The organism is Roseitalea sp. (assembly GCF_984466335.1).
Genome location: NZ_CFIFWG010000145.1, coordinates 1 through 8157, shown reverse-complemented (window position 1 = coordinate 8157; position 8157 = coordinate 1). Strand labels below are relative to the sequence as shown.

The window sequence follows — 8157 nt, the reverse complement described above, 5'->3', positions numbered from 1 at the left end:
TTTCCTCGCTGCGGCGAAAAACCCTGTCCATCAAACCGCTCCCATCTAAAGACAAACCGCTCTAGGCGTTTATCCACAGGCGAATGGCTCAGCGCCCGCCTGCCCGCCTCCGGCCGGGGGCTCGAAACGGGCGCGCGTCAATGGCGCGTCTGCGCCTTGACCTTCTCGATCTCGTCCTTCAGGCGGAGCTTTTCGCGCTTCAGGCGCATGAGTTCGGATTCGTCGGGCGCGGGGCGCGCGAGCATGTCGTTGATTTCGCTGTCCAACGCACCGTGCTTGCGCCTCAGGGCGTCGAGATGACCATCAATTGACATCAAGCTCCTCCTTCATCGTGCCTTCGAACCGCCAAAGCGTGCCATGGAATCAAGCAGGTGTCGAATGGCCGGACGTCGCATTTTGCTACACCGTGTTTTGTGGTATGGGCCGTTGCCCGCCGCAATCGACGAACCGTTCCCTGTCGAAAATGACATCTTCCGAACAGGATCAGGCCGAGCTTCGGCTGCTGCTCGCCAGGCTCAGGCAGGACCATGCCGACTTCGACGCGGCGATCGAAGCGATGGTCGAGGCCGGTTGCAATCCGTTGCAGATCCAGCGCATGAAGAAGAAGAAGCTGGCCCTCAAGGATCGCATGCACAGGGTCGAAGACCAGATCATTCCCGATATCATCGCCTGAACGCGTACAGATCCAGGGTCCGTCGCAATGAACACCACGCCCGTCGCCATCATCATGGGCAGCCAGTCCGACTGGCGGACCATGCGCCTTGCGGCCGACATGCTCGACACGCTCGAAATCGGCTATGCCGCGCGGATCGTCTCGGCCCACCGCACGCCGCACCGGCTGGTCGCGTTCGCCACCGGCGCGCGCGCGAACGGGTTCAAGGTGATCGTCGCCGGCGCTGGCGGCGCCGCCCACCTGCCGGGCATGACCGCCGCCTTCACATCGGTGCCGGTGCTCGGCGTTCCGGTGCGGAGCCGGGCGCTGTCGGGGCAGGATTCGCTGCTCTCCATCGTGCAGATGCCCGCCGGCGTGCCGGTCGGAACGCTGGCCATCGGCGAAGCGGGCGCGACGAATGCCGGCCTGCTGGCCGCCGCGATCCTGGCCAATGAAGACGAGAAGCTGCGCGCGCGGCTCGATGCCTGGCGCAAGGCGCAGGCGGACAAGGTCGCCCTCGAACCGCAACCGGACCCGTGATGCTCGGGCGTGGCGCGACGATCGGCCTTCTGGGGGGCGGCCAGCTCGGCCGCATGCTCGCCGAGGCCGCAGCGCGGCTCGGCTTCAGGGCGATCGTGCTCGACCCGAACCGGGATTGTGCGGCCGCGCGCTTCTGCGACGAGCACATCGCCGCCGCCTATGACGATCGCGCCGCGCTCGACGAATTGGCCCGCCGCTGCGACGTCGCCACCTTCGAGTTCGAGAACATCGACCTTGGCGCGCTCGAATATCTGTCCGGGCGCATCCCGGTCCACCCGGACGCCTGGGCGCTGCGCGTGACGCAGGACCGGCTGACCGAAAAGACGTTCCTGCGCGAAACCGGCATCGAAACCGCCCCGTTCCGCGCCATCGACGGCGCACCGCAACTCGCAATGGCGCTGGCCGATCTCGACGGCAAGGGCGCGATCCTGAAGACCCGCCGCTTCGGCTATGACGGCAAGGGCCAGATCCGGTTCGGCCATGGCGAGGCCGACCCGGCCGCCGAAGAGGCGATGCGGCGGATCGGCGGCGCGCCGTCGATCCTTGAGGGCCTTGTCGACTTCGCCTGCGAGATCTCCGTCATCGTGACACGCGCCCCGGACGGCACGGTTCATGAGTTCGAGCCGGCCCGCAACGACCATCAAGGCGGCATGCTCGCCCGCTCGACGGTGCCGTGCGGCCTCGATCAGGCCGTCATGGCCGACGCCATGGCCAAGACCCGCGCGCTCGCCGCCCGCCTGCGCTATGTCGGCACGCTGGCGCTCGAATTCTTCGTCATGGAAGATGGCCACCTGATCGCCAACGAGATCGCCCCGCGCGTGCACAATTCGGGCCACTGGACCGAGGCGGCCTGCTCGGTCAGCCAGTTCGAGCAGCATATCCGGGCCGTCGCGGGCTGGCCGCTGGCCGAAAGCTACCGCCACAGCGACTGCGTGATGACCAATCTGGTGGGCGAGGACATTAACGGCCTCGCCGAATGGGCGGGCGACGGCGCGGTGCGCCTCAACGACTATGGCAAGACAGGCATCAAGCCCGGCCGCAAGATGGGCCATGTGGTGCGGCTGGTGCCACGGTAGGCAAGGGCAATTGCCATGTCGGCAGGGCCAACAACCTAGAGCCTTTCCTGTTCAGGTCGTTTGGCTCTCACCATCAACAAAATCGCCGCATGGTCACGCCAACGCGCGAAACGCGGATGTGCAGCGATCGCTTCTTCGCTGGGCACCGGCTCCTCCATTCGCTCAATGACGAAACCAGCATCAGCGATCGCGTTCGTCCAGTCAGCCAGTGTCCGTGGAAAGCGCGGAACCGCAAACGGCTCGACTTGCGGCCGATCATCTGTCGGTTTCGGTCGGTCGCCAAAGCGCCACGTTTCAATAAACGGGCTTCGGTCATGATAGCGATCCACGACCAATCCTGTCGTGCGCCCCTCTCCATCACGCTCCCAGCGCAAGCCCGGCGAGATATGACAGGGATGCAGAACCGAGAAAACAAGTCTGCCGCCCGGCCGGAGCAATCGATAGGCCTCGTTCATTGCGCCCTTCAGGTCCGCACCATCCATCAGGGCAAGCGTCGAGATTGCCAGATCAAACGAAGCGTCATCACAGGATGTCCGCTCCGAATAGGAGCCGACATGATAGGTGATGCCGAGCGGTTCAGCCGCCTCGGCGGCACGTGCGTGGCCTATCAGGCGATCGGACAGATCAATACCGACAACGGTGGCGCCGGCCCGGGCGATATGACGTGTGTTGCTCCCTTCACCGCATCCAAGGTCGATCACCCTGCATCCGGCCACATGACCCAAAAACTGACGGAAGGCCGGCCAGGTGAACAATTCGCGATAGCTGTCAAAGCCCGCGCGCACGTCCGCCGTCCATTGATCGGCATTGCCGTTCCAATGCTTCGCGACGGCTTCGTCGGTAACATCACGGTCGTCCATGGCTGGCACACACCTCGTCAAACACCCATGATTGGCGCGACACGCTCGTCATCGCGGTTTGTACAACGACGCTATCAGATCAGATAGCAAGAACCACCAGAACGATCCGCGCCGCCAACTTGACACACGCCGCGCTTTGCCTGTATCTCCCGCCCACGAAATCAGCGCGCCGGACGGCGCGTTTTGTTTGCTAGCGTCAGGCGTGCAGGCGCCGGCCGGACCGCCCGAGACACGACGATGAAAATCAAGAATTCGCTGAAATCGCTCAAGACCCGCGACCGCAACAACCGTATCGTGCGCCGCAAGGGCCGGGTCTATGTGATCAACAAGCAGAACCCGCGCTACAAGGCGCGCCAGGGCTGACGGCCTGCGCCGCCGGGCGTTTTAACCGGCGATTTACCGGGAATTTCGAAACCGGCGCGCGCCTTTCCATATCGTGTGCTCACGGGCGCTCACGCTTTTTTGCGTTTGACGGGTGGGAACGGCGCGATAGATTTCCCGCATGCGCCCGCTCCTGACCATTGCCGCCATGGTTTCCACCCTGTTCCTGGCCGCCTGCCCGGTCGGGGCGCAGACGATCATCGATCCCGAAGCGCCGCTTTCCGAGCCGGCCCGGCCCGAAACCGGCGTCACGCTGCCGCCGATCGACGATGTGCCGCTGATCGCCGATGGGCGCGAGGAGCGGCTCAACGAACTCTTCGCCCGGCTCAAGCGCACACAGGACCCGCGCCGCGCCCGGCCGGTCGCCGACAACATCTGGGCGCAATGGCACCGCTCGGGCAGCGCCAGCATCGACCTGATGATGAGTTGGTCTGGCCAGGCGGTGGAGGACCGGCGCTATTCGACGGCGCTCGACTTTCTCGATCAGGTGGTCATGCGCGCGCCCGGCTATGCCGAGGGCTGGAACCGCCGCGCCACGCTGCACTTCACGATGAACAATTACGCCAAGTCGATGAACGACATCCAGAAGACGCTGGCGCTTGAGCCGCGCCATTTCGGCGCCCTGTCCGGCATGGCGACCATATTGGAGCGGACCGGCAACGCCGAGGCCGCGCTCGAAGCCTGGCAGCGCACGCTCGACATCTATCCGGCCATGCGGGCCGCCCAGGACGCGGTGATCCGCCTCAGCGACGAGTTGGCCGGAGAGCCGACCTGATCCCGCCCGCGCGCGGCCCTGTCCGCATCGTCATTGATCAAAGGCACTGCCCTTGAACATGTTCGCGGCCATCGCCGCAGCGCTTCTGGCGCTGACCCTGACCCTGATGCTGGCGACGCGCATCGGCGTTGCGATCATCGAGCGGCGCTATCCGCCAGAGGGGTCGTTCGCCACCGTCAACGGCACGCGCATGCATTTCGTGCATATGCCTGCGGGCATCGGCGCCGATCTGCCGCCCATCGTCTTCCTGCACGGCGCGAGCGGCAATCTGCACGATGCGATGACGATCTATGCGGACCGGCTGCGCGGCCGCGCCGAACTGGTGTTCGTCGACCGGCCCGGCCATGGCTGGTCGTCGCGCGGGCCGGCGGCCAACGCCCTGCCCGACGGCCAAGCCCGAACGCTCGCCGCGCTGCTCGACGAACGCGGCATCGCCAAGGCGATCGTCGTCGGACACTCCTTCGGCGGCGCGGTCGCCGCCGCGTTTGCCCTCAACCATCCCGAAAAGACGGTCGGCACGCTTTTCCTGTCCCCGGTCAGCCACCCCTGGCCCGGCGGCATAAGCTGGTATTATTCGCTGACCGCCATGCCGGTGATCGGCTGGCTGTTCTCCGAAACGCTGGCCATGCCGGGCGGCCTCATGCGGCTCGACGCCGGAACCGCCTGCGTCTTCGCGCCCAACCGTCCCACCGAAGGCTATGCCGACCGCACCCGGCTTCCGCTGCTGTTCCGGCCGTCCCATTTTCGCGCCAACGCGATCGATGTCGCCAACCTGTTCGACTATGTCGCCGACACCGCCCCGCTCTATGGACGCATCCAGACGCCGGCGGTGATCGTGACCGGAGACAAGGACACGATCGTCCTGCCGTCCATCCATTCGGCGGGCCTTGCGCGCGACCTGCCGAACGCCGAACGCATGCTCATCGGCAATCTGGGCCACAAGCCGGACCATGTGGTGGACGGTCTCGCCATCGCGGCGCTCGAAAAGATCGCGGGCCTGCCCCGCGACCTGAAGGCGCTGGCCCAAGTCGAGCAAGCGCGTCTTGCCGGCGACGCCCACGGCCCGCTCGAACGGTGCCTTGATGACGATGTGATCCGCAAGCAGGTCGAGGCGGCGGGCTACCGTGCGGACTGAACGGCGCAACCGTCAGATCCCGCTCAGCCCGTCCGAGCCGATATAGGCCATGCGCAGCATGTTGGTCGCGCCCGGCGTGCCCAATGGAACGCCGGCCGTGATGATGATCCGGTCGCCGGGCTTGGCGAACTTCTCGGCGAACGCGATCCGGCAGGCGCGATCGACCATGTCGTCAAGGTCGGAGGGCTCGCTGTCGGTGACCACGCAGTGCAGCCCCCAGGCCAGCGACAGGCGCCGCGCGGTGGCAAAGACGGGCGAGAGCGCGATGATCGGCACGTTGGGGCGTTCGCGCGAGGCGCGCAGGCCCGTCGTGCCCGAAGCGGTGTAGCAGACGACCGCGCTCAGTTCGAGCGTTTCGGCGATCTGCCGGGCGGCGGCGGAAATCGCGTCGGCGCCGGTCGCCTGCGGCTCGGCCCGCTGTGCGTTGATGATGCCCGGATAGGTCGGATCGCGCTCGACGCGGCTGGCGATGGAGGACATGGTGCGCACCGCCTCGACCGGATAGTCGCCGGCGGCCGATTCGGCCGACAGCATGATCGCATCGGCCCCCTCGAAGACGGCGGTCGCAACGTCCGAGACCTCGGCGCGTGTCGGCACGGGCGCAGCGATCATCGATTCGAGCATCTGCGTGGCGACGACCACCGGCTTGCCCGCCCGGCGCGCCTTGCGCGTGATCTGCTTTTGAATGCCGGGCACGCTTTCAAGCGGCATCTCGACGCCCAGATCGCCGCGCGCCACCATCACCGCGTCCGACAGTTCGATGATCTCGTCGATCCGCTCGACGGCCTGCGGCTTTTCGATCTTTGACAGAAGCGCCACGCGCCCGCGCGCGATCTTGCGCACCTCGGCCAGATCCCCGGGCCGCTGGATGAAGGACAGCGCCACCCAATCGATGTCCTCCTTGAGGACCGCGTCCAGATCGACGCGGTCCTTGTCGGTCAGCGCGCCGACGCCCAGCGTCGTATCGGGCAGGCTGACGCCCTTGCGGTCGGAGATCACCGTGCCCGAAACGACGGTGCAGGCGATCGAGGAGCCATCGGCGGCGGTCACCGCCAGTTGCAGCCGGCCGTCATCGATCAGCAGGCGGTGGCCCGGCTGGACAGCCTCCAGAATCTCGGGATGCGGCAGGTGCACGCGCGCCGCATCGCCGGGCGCTTCATCGGAATCGAGCGTGAAGCTCTGTCCGACCTCCAGCGAAACCTTGCCGGCCGCGAACGTGCCGACCCGCAGCTTGGGACCTTGCAGATCCGCCAGGAGCCCGATCGGATGGCCGGCCCGCTTCTCGACCGCGCGAACCCGGCCGACCAACTCTCGCATCAGATCATGGCTGGCATGGCTCATATTGATGCGAAAGAGATCGGCGCCGGCCTCATGCAGCTGGCCGATCATATCTTCGGTGGAGGAGGCCGGACCAAGCGTGGCGAGAATCTTGACCCTGCGGCTGCGTTTCACTGTCCGGTCCCCTCGGTGACATTGGATGCCTCCGAGGGTTCTTCCGGCGCGGCGCCGCCATTGTCAACCGCGTCATTGTCAACCAGTTGCACCATCCAGCTTTGCTGGTTGCCGGTATCGTATTCGCGAAAGCCCACACGCTGGAATCCGCGGGCGAAACAATCGTTGACGCCGGTGATCTTGAACTCGCGCTCGGCCACGCACATCTGGATCGGCCCGTCCCAGCGGCCGCCGCGCAACGCGTCCTCGGCGTAAAGATAATAATAGCGCGAGGCGAGCGCGCCCTCGATCAGCGTCTTGCAGCGCGCAGGCTCGACATGCCACCAACCTTCGGTGATCCAGCCTGCGCGGGCGCGATAACCGATCGAGACGCCGACCAACTCCTGAGTGGCGTTGCAGACACGGAAATCGGCGCGGGCGGGCGCACTGACGGCGATCATCGCCGCGCCGGCAAGACCCGCCGCGACCAGGGCATGGGCCAGAAGCGCCCGCATGCTACACCACCGCGTCATGGCCTCGGCTCGAACCCGCATATCCGCTTGTATCGGCATGGGTGGCCCCATTGTCAATCCGCGCGCGCGGCCGAACGCATCCGCCCCGCGCCTCTGGACAAGACCGTGCCGGATGCCAAATTGTAATCCCAAATCATAGTTCATTGAGAACATTCGCAATTGTAACGTCCAAAGGGAAATCCTCATGTCCGCGATCGACCCAGACACCCGCACCAAGCTCGAAGCCGCCGCCTTCCGCACGCTGGTCGCCCACCTGCGCCAACGCACCGACGTTCAGAACATCGACCTGATGAACATGGCGGGATTTTGCCGCAACTGCCTTTCGAACTGGTATCAGGACGCGGCCGCCGAAAAGGGCATCGACCTGTCCCGAGCACAGGCCCGCGAGATCGTCTACGGCATGCCCTATGACGAGTGGAAAGCCAGGCACCAGACCGAGGCGAGCGAGGCGCAAAAAGCCGCCTTTGCGAGCCAGACGGCCAAGCACGGCTAGTGTCCCTGATCTGAAGTTCGCTTCGTTACGCAGCATGCTCCGTACGAACTTCAGATTCGATCAGGACACTAGAGCGGTTTGTCTTTGGCTGGCATCGTCTGAGCGCCGGGATTTTGTGATCTGGCAAGACGCGCGCAACGACGCGGTGCGGGCACCGCAAGGCGCGCGCAACGCCGCCCAGAGCGCAAAAGACCAAGCGCGGGCGATGTGCGGCCATCATCTGATTTCAATCGGTTGCCGGCCTCCGGCTTGGACGTCTTTTCCGCCGCCGGCGTCGTCAA

11 protein-coding genes are annotated in these 8157 nt (G+C 65.7%); 7 read left to right on the top strand and 4 right to left on the bottom strand.

Annotated features, from left to right (window positions below; translation table 11 throughout):
* Window positions 1-137: 137 nt before the first annotated feature.
* Entirely contained in the window at window positions 138-314 is a 177-nt protein-coding gene (locus AC5E6L_RS12315) for a YdcH family protein (RefSeq protein WP_491773642.1), read from the bottom strand.
* A 149-nt stretch (window positions 315-463) separates the two neighbouring features.
* Between AC5E6L_RS12315 and AC5E6L_RS12310 the strand changes: the two genes are divergently transcribed.
* The 3 genes from AC5E6L_RS12310 to AC5E6L_RS12300 are packed head-to-tail and all read left to right on the top strand — an operon-like array spanning window position 464 to window position 2268.
* Entirely contained in the window at window positions 464-673 is a 210-nt protein-coding gene (locus AC5E6L_RS12310; RefSeq protein WP_491773640.1) for a YdcH family protein, read from the top strand.
* A gap of 27 nt (window positions 674-700) precedes the next feature.
* Entirely contained in the window at window positions 701-1192 is a 492-nt protein-coding gene (purE, locus tag AC5E6L_RS12305) for a 5-(carboxyamino)imidazole ribonucleotide mutase (RefSeq protein ID WP_491773638.1), read from the top strand.
* Complete coding sequence (locus AC5E6L_RS12300; RefSeq protein ID WP_491773636.1) at window positions 1192-2268, top strand: 5-(carboxyamino)imidazole ribonucleotide synthase; 1077 nt, start codon at window positions 1192-1194, stop codon at window positions 2266-2268. Before purE ends, AC5E6L_RS12300 begins: the two co-directional genes overlap by 1 nt.
* A gap of 35 nt (window positions 2269-2303) precedes the next feature.
* On the opposite strand, the gene AC5E6L_RS12295 is transcribed toward AC5E6L_RS12300, so the two are convergent.
* Window positions 2304-3128 carry a class I SAM-dependent methyltransferase gene (locus tag AC5E6L_RS12295; protein WP_491773634.1) on the bottom strand — a complete coding sequence of 275 codons (825 nt, stop codon included), beginning with the start codon at window positions 3126-3128 and terminating at the stop codon, window positions 2304-2306.
* Between the two features lie 237 nt (window positions 3129-3365).
* Between AC5E6L_RS12295 and ykgO the strand changes: the two genes are divergently transcribed.
* From ykgO to AC5E6L_RS12280, 3 genes are all read left to right on the top strand, one after another.
* Window positions 3366-3491, top strand: coding sequence for a type B 50S ribosomal protein L36 (gene ykgO / locus AC5E6L_RS12290; protein WP_039723547.1), 126 nt, complete (start codon window positions 3366-3368; stop codon window positions 3489-3491).
* A gap of 139 nt (window positions 3492-3630) precedes the next feature.
* Entirely contained in the window at window positions 3631-4284 is a 654-nt protein-coding gene (locus AC5E6L_RS12285; protein ID WP_491773631.1) for a tetratricopeptide repeat protein, read from the top strand.
* Between the two features lie 58 nt (window positions 4285-4342).
* Window positions 4343-5419 carry an alpha/beta fold hydrolase gene (locus AC5E6L_RS12280; RefSeq protein WP_491773644.1) on the top strand — a complete coding sequence of 359 codons (1077 nt, stop codon included), beginning with the start codon at window positions 4343-4345 and terminating at the stop codon, window positions 5417-5419.
* A 12-nt stretch (window positions 5420-5431) separates the two neighbouring features.
* On the opposite strand, the gene pyk is transcribed toward AC5E6L_RS12280, so the two are convergent.
* Window positions 5432-6871, bottom strand: a complete 1440-nt coding sequence (gene pyk / locus AC5E6L_RS12275; protein ID WP_491230832.1) for a pyruvate kinase — start codon at window positions 6869-6871, stop codon at window positions 5432-5434.
* Window positions 6868-7365, bottom strand: a complete 498-nt coding sequence (locus tag AC5E6L_RS12270) for a DUF1036 domain-containing protein (RefSeq protein WP_491230833.1) — start codon at window positions 7363-7365, stop codon at window positions 6868-6870. Before AC5E6L_RS12270 ends, pyk begins: the two co-directional genes overlap by 4 nt.
* Before the next feature lie 202 nt (window positions 7366-7567).
* On the opposite strand from AC5E6L_RS12270, the gene AC5E6L_RS12265 reads away from it, so the two are divergent.
* A complete protein-coding gene (locus tag AC5E6L_RS12265) occupies window positions 7568-7876 on the top strand; it encodes a DUF1244 domain-containing protein (protein ID WP_491773629.1) in 309 nt (102 codons plus the stop codon).
* Window positions 7877-8157 lie beyond the last annotated feature (281 nt).